Source organism: Pseudonocardia sp. CA-107938 (assembly GCF_050936315.1).
Classification (GTDB): domain Bacteria; phylum Actinomycetota; class Actinomycetes; order Mycobacteriales; family Pseudonocardiaceae; genus Pseudonocardia.
In genome coordinates this window covers 6386272-6406215 of the sequence record NZ_JBNJNA010000001.1, presented here as the reverse complement: position 1 = coordinate 6406215, position 19944 = coordinate 6386272, and the positions used below count along the sequence as shown (strand labels likewise).

Annotated in this window: 16 protein-coding genes; 10 read left to right on the top strand and 6 right to left on the bottom strand. The window is 75.8% G+C overall.

Going from position 1 to position 19944, the window contains the following annotated elements; genetic code table 11:
• Window positions 1-342: 342 nt before the first annotated feature.
• Complete coding sequence (locus ACQEVB_RS31670; protein ID WP_432979428.1) at window positions 343-3468, bottom strand: BTAD domain-containing putative transcriptional regulator; 3126 nt, start codon at window positions 3466-3468, stop codon at window positions 343-345.
• Window positions 3469-3613: 145 nt separating this feature from the next.
• On the opposite strand from ACQEVB_RS31670, the gene ACQEVB_RS31665 reads away from it, so the two are divergent.
• The 3 genes from ACQEVB_RS31665 to ACQEVB_RS31655 are packed head-to-tail and all read left to right on the top strand — an operon-like array spanning window position 3614 to window position 4925.
• On the top strand, window positions 3614-3970 hold the full coding sequence (locus ACQEVB_RS31665; RefSeq protein WP_432979425.1) for a cupin domain-containing protein: 357 nt from the start codon (window positions 3614-3616) through the stop codon (window positions 3968-3970).
• Window positions 3971-3975: 5 nt separating this feature from the next.
• Window positions 3976-4536 carry a TIGR03086 family metal-binding protein gene (locus ACQEVB_RS31660; protein ID WP_432979422.1) on the top strand — a complete coding sequence of 187 codons (561 nt, stop codon included), beginning with the start codon at window positions 3976-3978 and terminating at the stop codon, window positions 4534-4536.
• Complete coding sequence (locus tag ACQEVB_RS31655) at window positions 4533-4925, top strand: nuclear transport factor 2 family protein (protein WP_432979419.1); 393 nt, start codon at window positions 4533-4535, stop codon at window positions 4923-4925. Before ACQEVB_RS31660 ends, ACQEVB_RS31655 begins: the two co-directional genes overlap by 4 nt.
• 13 nt (window positions 4926-4938) lie before the next feature.
• Here the strand turns inward: ACQEVB_RS31655 and ACQEVB_RS31650 are convergent, their stop codons facing one another.
• Window positions 4939-5271, bottom strand: a complete 333-nt coding sequence (locus tag ACQEVB_RS31650; RefSeq protein ID WP_432979416.1) for an STAS domain-containing protein — start codon at window positions 5269-5271, stop codon at window positions 4939-4941.
• A 267-nt stretch (window positions 5272-5538) separates the two neighbouring features.
• On the opposite strand from ACQEVB_RS31650, the gene ACQEVB_RS31645 reads away from it, so the two are divergent.
• The 3 genes from ACQEVB_RS31645 (at window position 5539) to ACQEVB_RS31635 (ending at window position 10025) form a co-directional block, all read left to right on the top strand.
• A complete protein-coding gene (locus ACQEVB_RS31645) occupies window positions 5539-8457 on the top strand; it encodes an AAA family ATPase (RefSeq protein WP_432979413.1) in 2919 nt (972 codons plus the stop codon).
• Between the two features lie 66 nt (window positions 8458-8523).
• Window positions 8524-9261, top strand: a complete 738-nt coding sequence (locus tag ACQEVB_RS31640; protein ID WP_432979410.1) for a hypothetical protein — start codon at window positions 8524-8526, stop codon at window positions 9259-9261.
• Between the two features lie 20 nt (window positions 9262-9281).
• On the top strand, window positions 9282-10025 hold the full coding sequence (locus ACQEVB_RS31635) for a maleylpyruvate isomerase family mycothiol-dependent enzyme (protein WP_432979407.1): 744 nt from the start codon (window positions 9282-9284) through the stop codon (window positions 10023-10025).
• 181 nt (window positions 10026-10206) lie between these two features.
• On the opposite strand, the gene ACQEVB_RS31630 is transcribed toward ACQEVB_RS31635, so the two are convergent.
• Both ACQEVB_RS31630 and ACQEVB_RS31625 read right to left on the bottom strand, forming a co-directional pair.
• Complete coding sequence (locus ACQEVB_RS31630) at window positions 10207-11310, bottom strand: serine hydrolase domain-containing protein (protein ID WP_432979403.1); 1104 nt, start codon at window positions 11308-11310, stop codon at window positions 10207-10209.
• Window positions 11311-11315: 5 nt separating this feature from the next.
• Entirely contained in the window at window positions 11316-12212 is an 897-nt protein-coding gene (locus ACQEVB_RS31625; protein ID WP_432979400.1) for an alpha/beta hydrolase, read from the bottom strand.
• A 95-nt stretch (window positions 12213-12307) separates the two neighbouring features.
• Here ACQEVB_RS31625 and ACQEVB_RS31620 point away from each other — a divergent pair, with 95 nt between their 5' ends.
• Window positions 12308-13366, top strand: a complete 1059-nt coding sequence (locus tag ACQEVB_RS31620; protein WP_432979397.1) for a helix-turn-helix domain-containing protein — start codon at window positions 12308-12310, stop codon at window positions 13364-13366.
• Window positions 13367-13369: 3 nt separating this feature from the next.
• Here ACQEVB_RS31620 and ACQEVB_RS31615 read toward each other — a convergent pair whose 3' ends face one another.
• A complete protein-coding gene (locus tag ACQEVB_RS31615) occupies window positions 13370-13570 on the bottom strand; it encodes a hypothetical protein (RefSeq protein ID WP_432979394.1) in 201 nt (66 codons plus the stop codon).
• 72 nt (window positions 13571-13642) lie between these two features.
• Window positions 13643-16477, bottom strand: a complete 2835-nt coding sequence (locus ACQEVB_RS31610) for an ATP-binding protein (protein WP_432979391.1) — start codon at window positions 16475-16477, stop codon at window positions 13643-13645.
• Window positions 16478-16561: 84 nt separating this feature from the next.
• Between ACQEVB_RS31610 and ACQEVB_RS31605 the strand changes: the two genes are divergently transcribed.
• The 3 genes from ACQEVB_RS31605 to ACQEVB_RS31595 all read left to right on the top strand — a co-directional run bounded on the left by ACQEVB_RS31605 (window position 16562) and on the right by ACQEVB_RS31595 (window position 19889).
• Window positions 16562-17764, top strand: coding sequence for an amidohydrolase family protein (locus ACQEVB_RS31605; protein WP_432979388.1), 1203 nt, complete (start codon window positions 16562-16564; stop codon window positions 17762-17764).
• A gap of 257 nt (window positions 17765-18021) precedes the next feature.
• On the top strand, window positions 18022-18465 hold the full coding sequence (locus ACQEVB_RS31600) for a hypothetical protein (RefSeq protein WP_432979385.1): 444 nt from the start codon (window positions 18022-18024) through the stop codon (window positions 18463-18465).
• 2 nt (window positions 18466-18467) lie between these two features.
• A complete protein-coding gene (locus ACQEVB_RS31595) occupies window positions 18468-19889 on the top strand; it encodes a multicopper oxidase family protein (protein WP_432979382.1) in 1422 nt (473 codons plus the stop codon).
• The last annotated feature ends 55 nt before the right edge of the window (window positions 19890-19944 follow it).

The window sequence follows — 19944 nt, the reverse complement described above, 5'->3', positions numbered from 1 at the left end:
CGGCGCCGCCACCTGACACGCGCGAGTCGCGCGTCCTGCCGGGCGAGTCGCGCGTCCTGCCGGGCGAGTCCCGCGTCCTGCCGGGCGAGTCGCGCGTCCTGCCGGGCGAGTTTCGCGTTCGGCGGGGCGCGGTCGCCGCGTCGGGGTTTGCGGTGATCAAGGGCAAAACGTCGTTGCCGAAGATCGACTGACGACGTTTTGCCCTTGATCACGGACCAGCTCGGCGCCGGGGCGGCTGGCTGGCCCGGCACCTCGAGGCTCGCGCCCGAGGGTTGCTGATCAAGGGCAGAACGTCGCCGCTGAAGATCAACTGACGACGTTTTGCCCTTGATCACCGACACCTCAGCCGGCGAGCGCGGCGAGAGCGGCAAGCCGGGGAACCGTCACCGCCTCCCCGGCATCCCGCGCCGCGGCCAGCGCCTCCGCCGCGATCGCCGCGGCGGAGGGATCGCCGCGCGTCGCCGCCAGCTCCGCGGCCGCGAGCCGCGCCTCGAACCGCCCCAGCGGTGGCCCGATGGCCAGCGCCCGCGCCACCAGCGCGTCGACGCCGTCGAGCCGGCCACGGGCGATCGCGACGAGCGCACTGCGCGCTGCGGCCCACGCCGCGAACAGGGTCAGCGAGTCTCCGGCGGCCGTCGCCGAGGCGGCGAACGCGGATGCGGCCGCGTCGAGGTCGCCCGCCGTCTGGTGCGCGATGCCCAGTGCCCGGTGCGCGGTCGCCGTCCAGCCCTGGTGGTCGACGGCGCGGGCGATGGCGAGCGCCTCGCGGGCGTCGGCCTCCGCTTCCGTGGTGCGGCCGAGGCCGGACAGCGCCTCCGACCGGTGCCACAGCGCGTAGGCCTGCCCTTCGGGCGCGTCGAGGTCGCGGGCCAGTTGCAGGGCAGCGGTCGTCGCGGCCAGCCCGTCGGTGGGGCGCGCCATGAAGACGAGCCCGTGCCCGTGCGTCGACTGCGGGGTGACGACCCGCAGCAGCTCCCCGGAGTCGGTGAACAGCTGCGCGACCCGCGCGAACAGGGCGACGCCGTCGGCGATGCGGCCGTCGAGGAACGTGGCCATCGCGCGCCCGTCGAGGATGCGGGCGACGCCGCCGCCGTCGCCGAGCGCGCGGTAGCGCTGCAGCGCCTCCTCGGCCCGGTCGCGCGCCCGGTCGGGCCGGTCCAGGTTCATGTCCAGGATCGCCGCCGTCTCCAGGGCGAACGCCTGCGCGGCCGGGTCGGGGCCGGCCTCGACGACGGCCAGCTCCGCCAGCTCGGCGGCCTGGCGCAGGTCGCGGGCGCCCGAGATGAGCATCGCGAGCCGGGCCAGCCGCCGGGAGCGCAGCGGGCCGGGCGCGGTGTCGGCGAGCGCGGCCCGCAGATCCGCGACGGCGGCGGTGAGGTCCCCGTGGACGGCCCCGGCGTCGGCGCGGGCGGCGAGCAGGTCGGCCCGCACGTCCGGCGGCGGCGCCAGTGCGAGCCCCGCCGACGCCGACGTCGCGGCCTCGTGGGTGGCGTGCCGGGCGAGCGCGCGGTCCGCCGCGCGAGCGTAGGCCCGGGCGGCGGCTGCCGCGTCGCCCGCGGCGCGGTGGTGCCGGGCGACCTCGGCTGGATCGGACTCGTCGAGCGCACGGGCCAGCAGCGCGTGCAGCCGGCCGCGGTCCGCCTCACCGAGCCCGGCCGAGACCGCTTCGGCGACGAGGTCGTGTGCGGTGGCCCAGCCCTGCTCGCCCAGCCGTGCGAGCCCGGCCGTCGCGAGCCGGGAGAGCGCGTCCAGGGCGGCGCGCGCGTCGATCCCCGCGGCGGCGGCGATCGTGCCGGCCGGCGCCTCCCTGGCCAGCAGCGCGAGCAGGCGCAGGACCTCGCCGGCCGGTGGCGCCAACCGGTCCGCGCGCTGCTGCACCGCGCGCAGCCGGCCGGCCCGTCCCACCTGCGCGGCGACGGTCGCGGTCCGGGCGGTCAGTGCCGTCCAGCCGCCGGCCGGGGCTGGGGCGATCTCCCCGCGTGCGGCCAGCTCGCGCAGCAGCTCGGCCACGGCGAAGGGGGTGCGGTCGGTGCTCTCCTGCACGGCGTCGGCCAGTGCCGGATCGGCGACGAGCGTGCGGATGGCCGCCGGTGGCAGCGGTCCGAGGGTGACGTGCACGGTTCCACCGCGCAGTTCGTTCAGCTCGTGCAGCGTCGACGGCGGCAGCTCGTCGGGGCGCAGGGCCAGCACGGCCGCCATCCGGGGCAGCCGGGCGAGCGCCGAGGCCAGCACGGTGACGCTGCTCGGGTCGGCCCACTGCAGGTCGTCGACGACGAGGAGCGCGCCCGGCCCGGTCGCCGCCTCCAGCACGCGCAGCGCCCCGGCGAGCAGCAGCGCCCGTCGGGTCTCGCCGTCCAGCGCCGCACCGGGATCGCCCAGCTCGGGCAGCAGGTCGGCCAGTGCCGCGCGGATGCGGGCCGGCAGGACGTCGGCGACGGCCGCGTCCAGCGCGAGCGCCTCCCGCAGCACCGACCGGACGAGCCCCCACGGCTCCGCCCGCTCCGGCAGGAACGCCCGCGCGGCGACTACGGGGCGCTCGGTGCCGCGCATCAGCTCCGCGACGAGCCGCGACTTGCCGGAGCCGGCCCCACCGGCCAGGACGACGACCGCGTCATGGTGGACGGCGGCGCGCAGCGTCGCGAGCTCGTCGGCCCGTCCGACGAACGCCAGCTCCCCGAACGCGGCCGGCCGGGACGCGATCGGTACGGGCACGGCCACCCCGACGGCGGGCACCTCGTTGCGCAGCAGGGCGAGCTGGAGGCGTTCCACCTCGGGGGAGGGGTCGACGCCGAGCTCGTCGGCGAGCGCGGTGCGCAGCTGGGCGAGCCGGGCGAGCGCGCCCGCCGGATCGCCGAGCGCGGCCATCGCCGTCGCGACGGCGACCACGGCCGACTCCCGCAGCGGAGCCGCGGCCGCGGCGTCGGCGGCCAGCGCGAGCGACTGCCGGGGGTCGCCGAGGGCCAGCGCGGCCGCGGCCGCCCGCTCACAGACCTCGACGTGGTCGCGGTGCAGCCGCTCGCGGTCGGCGCTGGCCCACTCGGCGTAGGTGTCCTCGGCCAGCGGCTCGCCCCAGAGCGCGAGCGCAGCCGTGCAGGCGCGCAGGACGGCGACGTGGTCGGAACCGGCCCGGCGGGCCGCGGCCAGCGCTGCCTCGAACTCGGCGACGTCGACGGTGCAGGTGCCGAGCGCATAGCCGCCGGTGCCGGTGACGATCGAGCCGGCGTCGCCGAGCGCGCGACGAGCCCGGTTGACCAGCACTCCGAGGTTGCCGGCCGGGTCGGCGGGCAGACGGTCCGGCCACAGCGCTTCGGCCAGCACGTCGTGCGGCACGAGGTCGGGACGACGCACCGCGAGCACGCGCACGAGCGTGCGGACCTTCCGCCCGCCGAACGCCGCAGGCGGTATCTCCGCGTCGTCGTGGCGGACCTGGAACCGCCCGAGCAGCTGCACCCGCACGCCGGTCGGCATCCGCACATGGTGGCGCAGCGGGCCGCCGGCGGACAGCGGGTGAACGCTGAGCGGGTGAACACTGCAAGATGGCGCCGCCATCGAACTGCAAGGTGGCGCTCCTAGCGTTCGAGGCCCATCGGTTCCCCGAACCCAGGAGGTCGTGATGACCAGCTACGAGCAGCAGGACTTCGCCAGCCCGACCGAGGTCCGCGAGTTCCCGAACGGGCGGGTCGAGCTGGTCCGCATCGGCGGCGCCGAGATCGGCCGGCTGACGCTGCAGCCGGGCTGGCGCTGGTCGAACGACGTGAAGCCGCTCGCCGGCACCGACTGGTGCGAGGCGCCGCACTTCCAGTACCACGCCGCCGGCACGCTGCGCGTCCGCACGAGCGACGGCACCGAGTTCGACGCCACCCCCGGCCAGGTCACGGCGCTGCCGGCCGGGCACGACGCGTGGGTGGTGGGCGACGACCCGGTCGTGGTGATCGACTGGTGGGGCGCCTCCGACTACGCCCGCGGGTGACGGCCATGTCCGTGCCGGAGCTGTTCGCGAGGAGCGTGGCCGAGTTCGGCGCCCGGGTGGACGCCGTCGGCGGGCGATGGGACGAGCCGTCGGTCCTGCCCGGCTGGACGGTGCGCGAGCTGGTGCGCCACGTCGTCGAGGAGGACCTGTGGGCGCCACCGCTCTACGCGGGGGAGACGATCGCGGAGGTCGGCGACCGGTTCGCCGGTGACCAGCTGGGCGCGGACCCGGCGGCGGCCTTCCGCGCCGCCGCCGCGGCCGCGGTGGACGCGGTGCAGGAGGACGGCGCGATGGACCGCACCGTGCACCTGTCGTTCGGCGACGCCCCCGGCCACGAGTACGCCATGCAACTCGCTGCCGACCACCTCGTGCACGCGTGGGACCTGGCCCGTTCGCTCGGCGCCGACGACCACCTCGACGCGACCGCCGTGGCGGCGGTGGCGGACTGGTTCGGCGGGGTCCAGGAGCTCTACCGCCAGGCCGGGGCGATCGCCGAGCCGGTCGCCGTTCCGGCCGGCGCGGACCGGCAGGCGCAGCTGATCGGGATGACGGGGAGGACACCGTGACCACCGAAGACACCGTGACCACCGAAGACACCGTGACCACCAAAGACACCGTGACCGTGAACGCAGCTGTGGCGCGGTTCCAGGCCGCCTTCGACGCCAAGGACGTCGACGCGGTGATGGCGGCGATGACCCCCGACTGCGTCTTCGAGGACACCGCGCCACCCGACGGCGGCCGCCACGTCGGCGCCGCGGCCGTGCGGGCGGCGTGGACGGCGCTGTTCACCGCGTCTCCGAACGGGGTCTTCCACACCGAGGAGCTGATCGACGCCGGCGAGCGGGTGGTGGTGCGCTGGCGCTACGAGTGGGGCGACGGGCACGTCCGGGGCGTCGACGTCTTCCGGGTGCGGGACGGCCTGGTGGCGGAGAAGCTCGCGTACGTGAAGGGCTGAGGCGACCAGGAGGTCACGCCACCGCGGCGACGGAGAGCCCGCACAACCGCAGCACCGTCGCCGCGGTGCCGGTCGGCGCGCACCGGATCTCCAGCCCGATGCCGCGCCGGGCCGTCTCCTCGACGAGGTCGATGAGCACCCCGGCACCGGCGGCGGCGAGGAAGCCGACGCAGCTCAGGTCGACCGTCAGGTGGGTGACCGGTTGCCGGTCGAGCACCGCGGCGAGCTCGGCGGCGAACACGCCGGCGGAGGCCAGGTCGATCTCCCCGACGACGGCGACCCGTGGTCGCGCCGGGGCAGAGTCGGGCGAGACGATCACGTGCGTCGTCTGCGATACGAGCGCCATGCCGGTCCCCCTTGGCCCGCGAAGGTGATCACCGTCGGCACGTGGCTTGGCTGCGGTGTGGTGAACCTACCCGACGGGATCCCGTTCGCCCTAGCACGAGATTTCCGCCTTTTCAATTGGCGTTGCGTTTGCACGTGCATGTGCATCCGTGCAGGTGGCGGGGGCGTGCGCGATGCGCGTCCAGGTGTTCCAGCGCGGTCATGTTGGCCGGGATCCGGGCGCGCGCACTACTCTCGGGCCGCCGCGAATCTCGTCCGGGGAGGCCCGATGGCCGACGTGCGGGGCCCCGGTGCCGTCGCGATCGGCTCCGGTCCGTCGGTGCTGTGCGGCGAGCTGGTGGGGCGCGCCGCCGAGGTGGCGGCGCTGCACGAGCGGGTCGCCGCGGCGGCGCGGGGCGACGGCGGCGTGGTGGTACTGGTCGGCGAGGCCGGCGCCGGGAAGTCCCGGCTGGTCGCCGAGGTCACCGCAGCCGCCCGGGCGGTGGGTGCGGCGGTGCTGACCGGGCGCGCGGTGCCGGGTCGCATCCCCGTCCCGTACCGGCCGGTCGCCGAGGCGTTGCTCGCCGCGTTCCGCACCGTGCCCGTGCCGGACGCGCCGGAACTGGTGGGGTTCCACGGTCACCTCGGCCGCATCGTGCCGGCGTGGCGGGACGCGGCCGGCGTCGAGGAGTCGCCGGTGCTGCTCAGCGAGGCGGTGGTGCGCCTGCTCGCCCTGCTCGGCCGGGACGCCGGCTGCGTGCTCGTCCTGGAGGACCTGCACTGGGCCGATCCCGAGACGCTCGACGCCGTCGACTACCTGGCCGACGCCGTACCGGGTACCCCCGTGCTCTGCGTGTGCACGACACGCCCGGAGGGTGCGGCGGCGGGCCTGATCGACCGGCTGGCCCGCCGCGACCCCAGGTCCGTCCTGCCGGTGTCGATGCTGCCGCCGGCCGACGTCGACCGCATGGTGGCCGCCTGCCTGCAGGTCTCCGCAGCTCCGCCGGAGGTGCTGGAGTTCGTCCGCGCGCACGCCGAGGGCAGCCCGTTCCTGGTGGAGGAGCTGCTGGCCGGCCTCGTCGCGTCGGACGCGTTGACGTTCGTCGACGGGCGCTGGAGCCGCAGCGGGGAGCTGACCCCGACCGTGCCGTCCGGGCTGAAGGAGTCGATCCGCAGCCGGGCCGGCGCGCTCGACCCGACCAGCCGCCGGGTCGTCGACGCCGCGGCCGTGCTGGGTCGCCGGTTCGACTGGCAGTTGCTTCCCGGTGTCGCCGCGGTGGACGGCCGGGCCGTGGTGGACGGTCTGCGCGCGGCCGTCGCCGAGCAGCTGTTCGAGGTGGAGGACGGCGAGTTCGCGTTCCGGCACGCGCTGACCAGGGAGGCGCTGCTGGCCGACCTCCTGCCGCCGGACCGGCGGGACCTGGCGCAGCGGGCGCGGTCGGTGATCGTGCGGGCCCACCCCGGCCTGCCCGGTGCGCTGTGCGAGCAGGTCGCCGAGCTGGCCGAGGCCGCGGGCGAGCTCGCCGACGCGGCCGACCACCTCGTCGAGAGCGCCCGCCGAGCGCTGGCACAGGGTGCGCTCGGCACGGCCGAGACCACGGCGCGACGGGCGCGTCGGCTCGCTCCCACCCTCGACGCCGACGAGCTGCTCGTCCGGATCCTGGTAGCGGCCGGCAAACCGGCCGAGGCCTCGGACCTGGGCACGGAGGTGGTTCCCCGGATCGACGATCCCGAGCGCCGAGCCGACCTGCTCCTGGTGCTCGCGCGAGCCGCGGTGGAGGCGGGCGACACCGGACGGGCCGCCGAGCACGTCGCTGCTGCCCGGGCGGCGCTGCGCGGTGGCCCGGCCGCGGCCGCGCGGATCGACGCCGTCGCCGCGCACGTCGCGCTGGACGACGGCCGGCTCGCCGAGGCCGAGGCGCTGGCCACGGCCGCCGTCGCCGCCGCGGAGCAGACCGGCCAGCCCGACGTGGAGTGCGAGGCGCTGGAGGTGCTGGGCCGGGTCGCGAGCGTCGCCGGACCCGACGCCGCGGCACCATGGCGGGAACGGGCGGCCGAGGTGGCCGAGCGCGCCGGGTTGCACACCTGGCACCTGCGCGCGCGCCAGCAGGCGGCGATCGCCGCATGGGCGAACGGCGATCCGAGCCGGCTGCGGTCGACCCGCGAGCTCGCCCAGCGGTACGGCGCTCTGGTGACCGTCGCCGTGATGGACCTCAGCCTCGCCGACATCGCCCTCTCCAACTTCGACCGGGCCGGCTGCCTCGCCGCCGCGCAGGCCTGTGCGGACGCGAGCCGCCGGTACGGGCTCGCCACCGAGCCGGTCGCGCAGCTGTGGCTGGCCGGCGCGCACGCGCTCGCCGGCGACGAGCCGGCGATGCGGACCGCTGTCGCCGCCGCGCTGGCCCGCGATCCGGCGGATGCGCGGATCCTCGCCGACCTGTACGGCCGCGTGCTGCCGACGCACTGCATCGTGAGCGGCGAGCTCGACGCCCTGCGCGGGCACCTCGACACGATGATGGAGCACGTCCGCGTCGCCCCACCGCTGCGTTCGGTCTACCCGGGCCGGACGCTGTGGTTGACCGTCCACGCGATCGACGACGACGACCTCGGTGCGGCGGCGCGCGCCGAGTTCGAGGACTCCGTCGCGGGTCCGGGGCTCCTCATGTTCACCCACAGCCGGCACGTCGCCGACGCGATCGTCTGCGGCCGGCGACGTGACGCGGCCGGCGCGACCGCAGCGGCCGCCGCCATGGAGGCCGCGGACGCGCAGATGCGCCACACCGCGCTGAACATCGGGATGCTGCACGGCCAGCGGATGCTCGTCGCCGCCGCGGCGATCCGGGACGGCTGGGGCGACCCGGTGCGGTGGCTGCGTGAGTGCGAGGCGTTCTTCACCGCCGGCGGCTACGCGGGCGCCGCCCGGCGCTGCCGGATCATGCTGGGCGCGGCGGGCGCGCCGGTGCCGCGCCGCAGCCGCGGCACGTCCGCCGTCCCGACGGGGCTGCGGGCCATGGGCGTCACCGGCCGGGAGTTCGACGTGCTGCAGCTCGTGGTCGAGGGCTGCTCGACGCGCGAGATCGGGGAGTCGCTCTTCCTGTCCCCGAAGACCGTGGAGCGGCACCTGAGCAGCCTCTTCGACCGCACCGGTGTGCGGAACCGGGTCGCGTTGGCCGAGCTGGCGCGAGCACACGGCGTCGAAACTGGGTGATGGCGCACGTTGATTGGGGGTGCCGCGCCCGGTCCGCGCGCGCCGCCCCGGCGGGACGCTCGGCGCATGTCACCGTCAGTGCACGAGATCGCCGCCGGGATCTACCGCATCTCGACGTTCCTGCCCGACGTCGGGCCCGGCGGGTTCACCATGAACCAGTACCTGGTCGACGCCGACGAGCCGATGCTGTTCCACCTCGGCCCGCGGCGCATGTTTCCCGCCGTCGCGGCCGCAGTGGCGCGGATCGTGCCCGTGGAGCGGCTGCGGTGGTTGAGCTTCGGCCACGTCGAGTCCGACGAGTGCGGGTCGATGAACGCGTGGCTCGACGCCGCCCCCGACGCGACCGTCGCGTTCAACGAGCTCGGCTGCCAGGTGTCGCTCGACGACCTCGCCGACCGCGCGCCGCGCCGCACGTCCGCGGAGGACGTGCACGACCTGGGCGGGCACCGGATGCGCACCGTGCAGACCCCGCACGTACCGCACGGCTGGGAGGCGCAGGTCCTGTTCGACGAGACGACCAGCACCCTGTTCTGCGGGGACCTGTTCACCCGGCTCGGCGACGCGCCGGCGATCGTCCACGACGACGACCCGATCGGTCCGGCCCTCGTCGCCGAGGACGTCTTCGGGGCCACCGCCGTCACCGCGGCGACCGGGCCGACGATCCGCCGGCTCGCGGACCTGCAGCCGCGCACCCTCGCCCTCATGCACGGCCCGGCGTTCGCCGGTGACTGCGTCGCCGCGCTGCACGGGTTGGCCGACGCCTACGAGGCGCGGTTCACTGCAGGACACGCGGTCCGGGCATGAAATGGCAGGAGGGAGCCGAGGTGACCGTTCGCACCGAGGACCACCGGCCCATCGAGCGTCCTGAGGCGGCGCGACTGGGCGCGGCGGAGACCGCGCGGATGGTCGCGCTGCTGCGCGACCTCGACACCGCGGACTGGTCGCGGCCCACCGACTGCAGTCTCTGGGACGTACGCGCGATGGCCGGGCACGTGCTGGGCATGACGGAGTCGTTCTCCAGCGTGCCGCGCTTCGCCCGGACCATGATCGGCGCGAGCCGGGGGAAGGGCGACGGCCCGTTCATCGACGCGATGACGGACCTGCAGGTGCGCGGCAACGCCGGCCTCTCCACCGACGAGCTGATCCGCCGGATGGAAGCCGGCGGCCCGGTGCAGGCCCGGTGGCGTGCCGGCCGGCGGCTGATGCGCGCCATGCCCGTGGCGGGCGAGCTGCACGACGGCACCACCGAGCAGTGGCGACTGGCGTTCATCCTCGACGTGATCCTCACCCGCGACACCTGGATGCACCGCGTCGACATCGCCACCGCGACCGGACGTCCGCTCGAGCTCACCGCGGAGCACGACGGGCGCATCGTCGCCGACGTCGTCGCGGAGTGGGCGCGCCGGCACGGCCGGCCGTTCCGGTTGCAGCTGACGGGTCCGGCCGGCGGCCGGTTCACCGGCGGCACGGGCGGCCCGGAGCTGTGTCTCGACGCGATCGAGTTCTGCCGCACGCTCGCCCGCCGGCTGCCGGGGGAGGGCCTCCTCGCGCAGGAGGTGCCCTTCTGACCACCGGCCCAGGGGACGGGAGGGCCCCTGGGCAGGGGGATCAACGGCGCGGAGCGGGCGCCGGCGGTGGCGTTGATCATGGGCAAAACGTCGTCTGTTGATCTCCGCGGGCAACGTTTTGCCCATGATCAACGCAAAGCCGCGGCGGCCGTCGCTCCGGCCATCGGCCGCACCGGCCCGGTCACGGCGCGTCCTCGTGCAGCGCCACCTGGTGCAGGCGACCCAGTGCGGCGTCGATCGGGTGGTCCGGCCCGGCGCTCGCCCAGCGGACCAGGTTCACCGCGAACGACAGCTGCCGCGCCCCGTCGTCGCTGATCCATGCCATGGCCAGCGCACCCCACACCGTGCCGTCGTGGCCCCAGAGAGTGCCGCACCCGGGGAGGACGTGCCGGTGCAGGCCGAGCCCGTACTCGATCTGCTTGCCCTCGAAGCTGGTGACGGGCACCGTGCGCTGCATCTCCTGCAGCGACGACCGGTCCACGACGGCACCGTCGAGAAGCGCGGCGAAGAAGCGGGTGAGGTCGGCGACGGTCGAGACCATGCCGGCACCGGTGCCGATCCACGACGCGTCGTAGACGCTGTAGTCGCGCGGCGGGTCGATCAGGCCGTAGAGCGCCTCGTACATGGCGGGGTACGGGCCGTCGATCGCCGGGCCGTCCGGCAGGGCGGTGTGCGTGAGGCCGGCCCGCGCGGCCACCTCGGCGATGCACGCGGCCGGGCTCGCGCCGGTGAGCGCGGTCAGCAGCTCGCCCAGCAGCAGGTAGCCGGAGTTGGAGTACGCGCCGGGGGTGACGCCCGGCGTGCCGGCCGGCGCGGCGAGCCCCATCCCGATCAGCTCCGTGGGGTGGAACCTGCGGAAGCGGTTCTCGTCGAGGCTCTCCGGCGACAGCGTGCGGATCGACGGGAACGCGAACGGCAGGTAGTCCGGGATGCCGCTGGTGTGGTTGAGCAGCATCCGCACCGTGACGGCGGCACCGCGCTCGCCCGGCACCAGCCGCGGCAGGTAGCGCCCGATCGGGTCGTCCAGGCCGACGGCGCCGCGCTCGACCTGCCGCAGCACCGCGGCCGCGGTGAACGTCTTGGTGATGCTGCCGACCCGGTGGCGCAGGTCGGTGGTCATCGGCCGGCCGGTGTCGCGGTCGGCCACGCCGGCCGCCCCGGTCCAGGTCCGGCCGGCGCGGCGCACGTCGGCGCAGACGCCCGGCACGCCCGCCCGATGCAGGTCGGCGATCGCGGACTGCAGCGGTGCCGGATCGAGGCTCGTCGGCTGTTCGGTGACGGACACGGCCCTCACCCGGACAGCCCGCGGCGCAGCGCCGCGGCGAGCTCGGCGATCTGGCGCTGCGACACCTCGGCCGCGACGATCGACTGCGACCCGTGGAACGTGCCGGCCCACTGGTGCAGCTCCACCGGGACGCCGGCCTGCAGCATCCCGAGCGCGTAGCCGATGTTCTCGTCGCGGTTGGGGCAGAACTCCGCGCTGGCGACGTACGCGGGCGGCAGATCGGCGAGGTAGGTGGCCCGCGCGGGGGCGGCATACGCGCTGGCGGGGGCGCCGCCCAGGTAGTGCCGCCACGACGTGGCGACGGTGTCGCGCGTCAGCCACGGCGTCGCGGTGAAGGTGCGGGCCGACCACGTCTGCTGCCGGTCGTCGAGCTGCGGCTGGTTGAGCAGCTGGAAGCAGATCGACGGGCCCCGCTCGTCCCGGGCCCGCTGGGCGAGCGCGGCCGCGATCCCGCCGCCGGCGCTGTGCCCGCCGACGGCGATGCGGTCCGGGTCGACGCCCAGCTCGTCGGCGTGCGCCGCGGCCCAGTTCAGCACCGCGTACGCGTCGTCGAGCGCGGCCGGGAACGGATCCTCCGGCGCCACCCGGTACCCGACCGACACCACGACCGCGCCGGACGCGAGCGCGAGCCGGGTGGCCCACGGGTGCTCGGTGTCCAGGTCGCCCATGACGAACCCGCCACCGTGGAACCAGACGATCGCGCCGTGCGCCTCCCGCGGGCGGTAGATCCGCACGGGCACGTCCGGGCCGGCGGGCACGGTGCGGTCCTCGACGTCGAGGTCGGTGAGGTCCGGCAGCGGTGCCGCGGCGGCCAGCTTCGCGAGGTCGCGCCGGGCCGACGCCGGATCTTGCAGGTCCGCCTTCGGGAACAGCGGGATGAACGCTTCGAGCTCCGGGTCCATGGCGACCATCCTGGCGACCTGCGCGGCCGGCTTCAGCCGACGGTCGTCGCGTCTTCGCTCCCGGTCGCGCACCGATCGGCGCATATCCTCCTGGCATGGAGGTCCTGTTCGAACGGCTGTCGCAGCTCGACTCGCAGTCCGCCGGCGCGATCCGCGTGGTGATGGTCTACGACACCCTGATGCGCCGGCGGGTCGACCTCCCGGCGCTCGCCCGCGTCTCCGCCGGCCTGGCCGAGTGCGTCGTCGGTATCCGGCTGCACGGCGCCGGCCGGACGATCCGCACCTCCCCGGACGGAACGCCGGCACCGGTCCCCGCGCCACAGCCGTCGACGTCCGTGCCCATCACCCTCGACGACGAGGAGATCGGCACCGCCTGGCTGGAACGCGCCGGCGCACCCCACCCGCTCGACGACATGGTGCTCGACCGCCTCGCGATCACCGCAGCCGCGATCGTCGAGCGGTACGGGCCGGCTCGCACCACCATGGCCGATCCCGCCCTCGTCGAGCTCGTGATCAGCGCGGACACCGACGCCGCCGCACGCAGCCGGGCACTGCGCCTGCTCGGGTTCGCGGCCGACCTGCCGGTCCGGGTCGTCGCCGTCCGGTCGCCGGTGCCGCTCGACCGCGTCGGCGACGCCGTGTGCAGGGCCCGGCCGGTGAAGGCCGCTCCGGTCGCCGACGTCGGCGTCGTGCTGGCCACGACCCTGGACCCGACGGCCTTCCCGGCCGGGGTGCGCGCCGGCATCGGCGGCGCCGGGAGCCCCGACCGGTCCTGGCGCGAGGCGCGCACAGCGCTGCGCTTCACCACCGACCGGGAACCCGTCGTGCAGTACGCCGAGCTGGGCGCGCTCGCGCTGCTGGCGGAGGTGCCGGCGGGAGCGGCACAGTCCAACGTCGACGTGGCGGCCGTCGCCAGCCTCGACGCCGACGACCTCGCCACCCTCGACACCTACTGCGCCGCCGGTTCCCTCCGCCGCGCCGCGGAGCTGCTGCACCTGCACCACAGCAGCGTCTCGCGACGGCTGGAGCAGATCGGCAAGGCGCTCGGCATGGACGTGACCACGCCGGCAGGCCTCACCCGCGCCCGCATCGCGTTGACGTCGTGGCGGCTGCTTGAGTCGCCCAGCCCCTCGTCGAGAACGAACTTACGGTGATCATCAAGCCCTGTTGATCACCGTAACTTCGTTCTCGACGCGTGCCTCGGGAGCGTGGGCATCGAACGCGTCGCCCGGGTACCACGCGCCGTGCGCGAGGCACCAGCCGTGCTCGGTGGCGAGGACCATGGCGATGGCGCGCCAGTAGGCGCCGAGTGCGGCGGCGAGGCGGCGGTTCGCCGCGGGGGTGGCGGTGGTCAGCATGCGGGGGAGTGTGCGGCGGCGCGGCCGCACGCCCATCGCGGAGAACACTGAACACCGGTACTGAACTGCCGGTCAGCGCGCTCGGCGGGCCACCCACGCCGCGATCTGGCTGCGGTTGCTGAACCCGAGCTTGGCCATGATGTGCTGCACGTGGCTCTCGACGGTGCGCTCGGAGATGTGCGCGGAGAGCGCCACCTGCTTGTTGGTGAGCCCGTCCGCCACCAGCTCGGCGATCTCGGTCTCCCGGCGGCTGAGCACGCCGCCGTCGCGCAGCTGCCCGGACAGCTCGGCGATCCGGGCGAGCAGCACCGGCATGCCCATCCGCTCCGCGGCCGTGTCGGCGGCAGCGAGCAGGGCGACGGCCTCGTCGGCGTCGCCTGGACGGCCCCGCGACCGCAGCGTCGCGGCCAGGCGCATCCGCGCCGTGGCGGCGAACGGGGCGAGGCCGGCGGCGTCGTTCGCGGAGATCGCCGCGCGCAGGTGCCGCACGGCCGCATCGGTTCGACCGGCGCCGGCTGCCGCCAGCCCGAGGTACAGCTGGACGGATCCACCCGTCGTGACGGCGCCCGCGCCGCTGACGGCGTGCAGGTCGGCGTGCGGCAGGAGCAGCCGGTGACAGGTCTCCGCGGCGGCGGCGTCGCCGAGGTCGGCGGCGAGGTGCGCGCGTTGGGCCAGCAACGGAAGCACCATGAACGGTGGGATGCGCCGCGAGTCCGGCGGCGGCAGGCGGTCGTACCACTGCTGGGCGTCCGCCCGCCGGCCCGCGGCGAGCGCGCCCAGCGCCAACGACGACGTGACGAGCGCGGTGAACGGCGTGGCGTTCTCGGTCGCCGCCGCCGCGAGCGCCGACGGGTCGCCCGTCCCGTTCCTGGACACGTCGATCGTGTAGATCATCGCCCGGGCCGTCATCAGCGGCCCGATGTGGCCGCCGTCCTGGGCGATGCGCAACGCCTCGTCGTTGAGCCGGGCGGCGTCGGCGAACCGGCCCCGTCCCGCCGCCAGCGCCACCCGGCCGCGCAGCAGGTGCAGCCGGGCGAGGGGCCGGCGCAGCCGCGCGACGACGGGTTCGAGCAGGTCCAGCTCGTGCTCGGCGTCGTCGACGCGGCCGGCCTGCAGGAAGGCGTCGAAGCGCCAGGCCCGCCCCCACAGGAGGGGCTCGGCGTCGGCGTCCGTCCCCAGCGCGAGCATCCGCTCGCCCAGCGAGATCCGCTCCGCGAGCCCGTCGGCGCCGGAACGGGCGAGCTGCCGTGCGCGCAGCGCGCTGACCAGCGACTCCCGGTCGCCCAGCCGCTCGGCGATCGCGAGTGCCTCCGCGCTCACGACGTCCATCTGCTCGTGCTGCGGCTCGGGGATGACGAGCGCGTGGCACAGCTGGGCGAGCAGCATCGCGCGCAACGGGCTGTCGCCGTCGTCGAGCCGCCGCAGCGCCTCCTCGCTCCACTGCCGTGCCGCCGCGAGCCACTCCACGTCCGACATCCCGGGCATGACGAGCGCCGCCCGGCCGAGCAGCGCGTGGTCGCCGGTGTGCCGGGCGAGGTCGGCGGCTTCGGTGCAGGCCGCCGCGGCCGCTGCGACATCGTTCGCCGCCGCGTGGGCCTGGGCGGCGGCGAGGAGCAGCTCACCGCGCTCGCCGGCCGGCAGCACGCCGCGGCCGGCGTCGACGGCGAGCCCGAGCAACCTGGCCGCCTCCTCGTGGGCGAGCTGCGCCGTCGCCCGTTCCGCCGCCCGTCGCGCCCACCGGACGGCGGCGGCCGGGTCACCGAGCGGCAGCGCGGCCAGCGCGTGGTGGGCCAGCTCGGGCGCGACGTCGGGGTCGTCGGCCAGGGGCTCGAGCAGGGCGGCGAGGCGCTGGTGGATGCGCGCCCGCTGGGCCGGCGCCAGCTCGGCGAGCAGCGTCTCGCGGACGAGGTCGTGCCCGAACCGCAGCCCGACGCGCCCGCGCGGCCGGTCGAGCAGCCCGTCGTCGAGGGCGGGGGCCAGCTCGTCCAGCGCGGCGTCGGTGGGGCGATCGGCCGCCTCGGCGACGCGGACCGGGTCGAACTCGCGGCCGAGCACCGCCGCCACGTCCAGCACCGCGCGGCACGGCGGTGGCAACCGGTCGAGGCGGCGGCGCACGGCGTCGCGCACGGCCCCCGGGACCTCGTCCTGCGGGGCCGCCGGGTCGGCCATGAGCCGGGCCAGCTCGCCCACGAAGAACGGGTTGCCGCGGGTGCGCGCTGCCACCGCCGCGACGACGTCGGGTGCGGGCCGGGTGCCGAGCCGTTCGGCGAGCGCGTCCGCGATCGCCCCGTCGTCGAGGCCGCGCAGCTGCAGGTGCAGGGTGCCGGGCAGCTGCGCGAGGACGGAGACGGCCTCAGCACGGATGGTGTCGTCGGCCAGCTCCCGCGGCCGGTAGGTGACCGCGAGGAGGAGCCGGGCGTCGCGCGCGTGCCGGGCGAGGTGCACCAGCAGCGCCGTGGACGCCGGATCGGCCCACTGCGCGTCGTCGAGGACGAGCACGAGCCCACCCGCAGCGGCGGCCTGGGCGAAGAGCCTGGTGGCGGCGTCGAACGTCGCGAACCGCTGCTCAGGCCCGGCCGGCCCCGAGGGCGTGCCCAGCTCCGGCGCGATCCGGGCCAGCTCCGGCACCAGGTCGGGCGGCGGCCCCGCTCCCGTGGCGAGCCAGGCCCGCAGGATCTGCCGCCACGGCCAGTACGCCGGCGCGCCGTCCTCGTCGGTGCAGGTGCCCCACAGCACGGGCACGGCGCGGGTGCCGGCGATCCGCCCGACCTCGGCCACCAGCCGGGTCTTTCCGATGCCCGGCTCGCCCGCGACGAGCACGACCCCCGGCCGCCCGGCGAGGGCGTCCTCGAACCGCGCGACCAGCTCGTCGAGCTCGGCCGAACGGCCCACGAACCGGGGCTGCACGGGGGGACCGTAACGCACGTTCAGTACCGGGTTCCCGTGGTTCCCACGATGCCGGGCCGACCGTTCCCGACGTGCACTTCCCTGGTGACCGCAACCATCACCCGCGCGCGCCGCCGCACCGCGGTGCGCGCCGCCCGCCTCTTCGACGGGGTCGGCGCCACCACGATCCCCGACCCGCTCGTCGTCGTCGAGGACGGGCGCATCGCGTCCGTCGAGTTCGGCGAGCGCGCCGCGGCGCCCCCGGACGCCGAGACCGTCGACCTGCCCGGCGCCACTCTGCTGCCCGGGCTGGTCGACGTCCACGTGCACCTGGCGTTCGACGCAGGCGCGGACCCGGTCGGCGCGCTCGCCACCCGCGACGACGAAGCCGTGCTGGACGCGATGGCGGCAGCCGCCGCCGCGCAGCTCGCGGCCGGCGTCACCACGGTGCGTGACCTCGGGGACCGGGACTTCCTCAGCCTGCGCCTGCGGGGGCGGCCCGGCCCGTCGCCCACGATCGCGGCGGCCGGCCCGCCGATCACGTCGGCGGGCGGGCACTGCCACTTCCTCGGCGGCGAGACCGTGGCGGACGTCGCCGGCGTGCGCGCGGCCGTCCGGGAGCACGCCGACCGCGGGGTCGACGTGATCAAGGTGATGGCGAGCGGCGGCAACCTCACACCGGGGTCGAGCGCGCTGAGCGAGCAGTTCGGCCCGGCCGAGCTGGCCGCGCTCGTCGTCGAGGCCCATCGGCACGGCCTGCCCGTCACGGCGCACGCGCACGCGCTCTCCGCCGTCGAGGCCGCGGTGGCGGCCGGCGTGGACGGCCTGGAGCACTGCTCGTTCCTCGCACCGGACGGCGTGCGCGCACCGGACGAGCTGCTCGCGACGATCGTGGCCCGCCGCATCGCGGTGAGCGGCACGCTGGGCGTCGTGCCGGCCCCCGGCATGGCCGGACCGCCTCCGGAGATGCTGCGCCACCTGCCAGCGATCCTCGCCGCGCACGCCCGGCTCGTCGAGCTGGGGGCGCTCTACGTGGTCGGCACCGACGCGGGCATCGGCCCGATCAAGCCGCACGGCGTCCTGCCGCACGGGCTGGCCGACCTCGTGCGACTGGGCATGTCCCCGGCCGCGGCGCTGCGCAGCGGCACGAGCACGGCGGCGCAGGTCTGTGGGTTCGGCGACCGCAAGGGCCGCATCGTGCCCGGCTACGACGCCGACCTGCTCGCGGTCGACGGCGACCCGGTCGCGGATCTGGCGGCGCTGCGCCGTCCCCTCGCGGTGCTGGTCGGTGGGCAGCGAGTCCGCTGAACAGCTACGCTCCGCAAGGAACTACTACGGAACGTGGCGTACCGAGACCTGATCGGAATGCGCGAAACCGTCCGGAGTCGTTGCCGGACGGCCAGCATCGGACACAGAATCCCGCCACCGCGAGCCGGAGACCCGCAGCGCGGCCGCAGACGTAACGTTCCGGCGCCGCCCTCCTACTCCCAGGCCGTGGCGCCGGGCGGCTCTCCTGGCCCTGCTGCTCGACTGCGCACTCCTCCCACCACCGACAGGAGATCGACATGAGAACGGCGTACAAGGTGCTGGCCTGGCTGGTCGCGATCGAAGTGGTCGCGCAGGCCGCGTTCATCGCGTGGGCCGTGTTCGGCGAGTCCAAGTTCATCGACGGCGGCGGCGTCGTCGACAAGGCACTCGTGGAGAGCCAGACCGCCGACTTCGAGGGCGTCGCCGGGTTCCCGCTGCACGGCATCAACGGGCAGATCGTGGTGCCGCTGATCGGCCTGCTCCTGCTGGTCGTCGCGTTCTTCGCGAAGATCGAGAGGGGGGTGGCGCTCGCCGCGTCGACCTTCGGGCTCATCGTGCTGCAGGTGCTGCTGGGCATGTTCGGGCACGGCCTGCCGTTCCTCGGCCTGCTGCACGGGCTGAACGCCCTGCTGATCTTCGGGGCCGCCGTGGCGGCGGTGCGCGCGGCGTCGGCGGTCTCCGCCGATCGGGTCGTCGCCTGACCGTGGCCGGGATCGTCCTGCGTCGGAGCGGCGTGATCGCGGCCGTGCTGGCGCTGGCGGTGCTGGCCCCGGTGGCGGTGGCCTGGTACTCCAGCCTGCTGCCGGCGCGCCTCGACATGGCGACGACGGGCCGGCCGGACCTGGGCGGTGGCGCCGCCCCGGTCGGGCCGGCCCGCGCCGTCCCCACCCTGACCGGCCCCGCCGTCGGGACCCCCGACGTCGACGTGACGCTGACCGCGCGCCGCGAGGGCACCCGCTACACGCTGAACGGCAGCTCGCCCGGCCCGCAGATCCAGGCCGTCGAGGGCCAGCTGGTGCAGGTCAAGCTGGTCAACGAGTCCGTGGCCGGCGGCGTCACCCTGCATTGGCACGGACTGGACGTGCCCAACGCGGAGGACGGCGTCGCCGGCGTCACCCAGGACGCGGTGCCGATCGGCGGCGAGCACGTCTACCGGTTCGTCGCGCGGTCGCCGGGCACGTACTGGTACCACTCGCACCAGGTCGCGCACGACCAGGTGGTGCGGGGCCTGCTCGGCCCGCTGGTGATCGTGCCCCGCGCCGGGCTCGGCGCCACCACCGACGTGACGGCGCTCGTGCACATCTACGACGGCGTCCGCACGATCGACGGGATCGCCGGCGACCACGCCGTCGAGGCGGCCGCCGGCGCCACCGTCCGGCTGCGCGTGATCAACACCGACAACGGGGCCGGCGCGGTGTGGATCTCCGGGGCGCCGTTCCGCGTCGTCGCGGTGGACGGCGTCGACGTGCACGGCGGTGCCGACGTGCAGGGGGTCGGCGTGCTGGTCACCGCGGGCGGCCGGGCGGACCTGCAGGTCACGGTCCCGCCCGGTGGAGTCCGGCTGGAGACGGGCACCGCAGCGCTGGTCGTCGGACCGGCCGGGTCGAACCCGCAGGCCACGCCCCGTCCGGCCGGCAACGTGGACCTGCTCACCTACGGCACCCCGGCGCCGCTCCCGTTCGACGCCACCCGGCCGGACCGCCGGTTCGGCTACGCGATCGGTCGCGCCCCCGGCTTCCTCGACGGCGTGCCCGGGGTCTGGTGGACGATCAACGGCGAGCACTACCCGGACGAGCCGATGTTCATGGTCGGTGAGGGCGACGTGGTGGTCATGCACGTGTCCAACGACAGCGGCGAGGCGCACCCGATGCACCTGCACGGCCACCACGCCGTCGTGCTGGCCCGCAACGGGGTGGCGGCGACGGGCAGCCCGTGGTGGTTCGACTCGCTGGAGGTCGGCAACGGCGAGAGCTACGACGTGGCGCTGCGCGCCGACAACCCCGGCGTCTGGATGGACCACTGCCACAACCTGCAGCACGCCAGGGACGGCCTGGTCACGCACCTGATGTACGCGAACGTGACCACGCCGTTCCGCATAGGGGACCACGAGAACACGCCCGAGTGACTACCTGGTCCGGAAGCCGCGCACCATCGCGTCGAGGCCGGCGGTGAACCAGCGC

Excerpts from the sequence above, each read along its gene's own strand:
- ACQEVB_RS31640 (WP_432979410.1), top strand. The coding sequence starts at position 8,524 with ATGTCACCGTCAGTGCACGAGATCGCCGCCGGGATCTACCGCATCTCG.
- ACQEVB_RS31620 (WP_432979397.1), top strand. The coding sequence starts at position 12,308 with ATGGAGGTCCTGTTCGAACGGCTGTCGCAGCTCGACTCGCAGTCCGCC.
- ACQEVB_RS31600 (WP_432979385.1), top strand. The coding sequence starts at position 18,022 with ATGAGAACGGCGTACAAGGTGCTGGCCTGGCTGGTCGCGATCGAAGTG.
- ACQEVB_RS31615 (WP_432979394.1), bottom strand. The coding sequence starts at position 13,570 with ATGCTGACCACCGCCACCCCCGCGGCGAACCGCCGCCTCGCCGCCGCA.
- ACQEVB_RS31665 (WP_432979425.1), top strand. The coding sequence starts at position 3,614 with ATGACCAGCTACGAGCAGCAGGACTTCGCCAGCCCGACCGAGGTCCGC.
- ACQEVB_RS31670 (WP_432979428.1), bottom strand. The coding sequence starts at position 3,468 with ATGCCGACCGGCGTGCGGGTGCAGCTGCTCGGGCGGTTCCAGGTCCGC.
- ACQEVB_RS31650 (WP_432979416.1), bottom strand. The coding sequence starts at position 5,271 with ATGGCGCTCGTATCGCAGACGACGCACGTGATCGTCTCGCCCGACTCT.
- ACQEVB_RS31660 (WP_432979422.1), top strand. The coding sequence starts at position 3,976 with ATGTCCGTGCCGGAGCTGTTCGCGAGGAGCGTGGCCGAGTTCGGCGCC.
- ACQEVB_RS31645 (WP_432979413.1), top strand. The coding sequence starts at position 5,539 with ATGGCCGACGTGCGGGGCCCCGGTGCCGTCGCGATCGGCTCCGGTCCG.
- ACQEVB_RS31625 (WP_432979400.1), bottom strand. The coding sequence starts at position 12,212 with ATGGACCCGGAGCTCGAAGCGTTCATCCCGCTGTTCCCGAAGGCGGAC.